Annotated in this window: 1 rRNA gene; it reads right to left on the bottom strand. The window is 51.0% G+C overall.

What is annotated here, in order from left to right:
• Nucleotides 1-1,169, bottom strand: a 23S ribosomal RNA gene (locus GW590_RS24145); the annotation flags it as partial.
• Between the last annotated feature and the right edge of the window lie 71 nt (nt 1,170-1,240).

Raw genomic sequence — 1,240 nt, 5'->3', positions numbered from 1 at the left:
GTCGCTGCCGCAGCTTCGGTGCATGGTTTAGCCCCGTTACATCTTCCGCGCAGGCCGACTCGACCAGTGAGCTATTACGCTTTCTTTAAATGATGGCTGCTTCTAAGCCAACATCCTGGCTGTCTATGCCTTCCCACATCGTTTCCCACTTAACCATGACTTTGGGACCTTAGCTGGCGGTCTGGGTTGTTTCCCTCTTCACGACGGACGTTAGCACCCGCCGTGTGTCTCCCGTGATAACATTCTTCGGTATTCGTAGTTTGCATCGAGTTGGTAAGCCGGGATGGCCCCCTAGTCGAAACAGTGCTCTACCCCCGAAGATGAGTTCACGAGGCGCTACCTAAATAGCTTTCGGGGAGAACCAGCTATCTCCCGGTTTGATTGGCCTTTCACCCCCAGCCACAAGTCATCCGCTAATTTTTCAACATTAGTCGGTTCGGTCCTCCAGTTAGTGTTACCCAACCTTCAACCTGCCCATGGCTAGATCACCGGGTTTCGGGTCTATACCTTGCAACTTGACGCCCAGTTAAGACTCGGTTTCCCTACGGCTCCCCTATTCGGTTAACCTTGCTACAAAATATAAGTCGCTGACCCATTATACAAAAGGTACGCAGTCACCTAACAAGTAGGCTCCCACTGCTTGTACGTACACGGTTTCAGGTTCTATTTCACTCCCCTCGCCGGGGTTCTTTTCGCCTTTCCCTCACGGTACTGGTTCACTATCGGTCAGTCAGGAGTATTTAGCCTTGGAGGATGGTCCCCCCATATTCAGACAGGATGTCACGTGTCCCGCCCTACTCATCGAACTCACAATCTGTGTGCTTTTGTGTACGGGACTATCACCCTATACTGTGCGACCTTCCAGACGCTTCCACTAACACACAAACTGATTCAGGTTCTGGGCTGTTCCCCGTTCGCTCGCCGCTACTGGGGGAATCTCGGTTGATTTCTTTTCCTCGGGGTACTTAGATGTTTCAGTTCCCCCGGTTCGCCTCGTTAGACTATGTATTTATCTAACGATAATGTGACGTATCACATTGGGTTTCCCCATTCGGGTATCGTCGGTTATAACGGTTCATATCACCTTACCGACGCTTTTCGCAGATTAGCACGCCCTTCATCGCCTCTGACTGCCTAGGCATCCACCGTGTACGCTTAGTCGCTTAACCTCACAACCCGAAGGTGTCTTTCGACAACTTGCGCTGTGATTATTTGAGAGACTCTAATTACAGGTTACTCC

Origin of the sequence: Rouxiella aceris, from assembly GCF_012933545.1 — a bacterium.
GTDB lineage: Bacteria > Pseudomonadota > Gammaproteobacteria > Enterobacterales > Enterobacteriaceae > Rouxiella > Rouxiella aceris.
The sequence above is the reverse complement of the archived record's forward strand: the minus strand, read 5'-3'. Positions and strand labels throughout refer to the sequence as shown.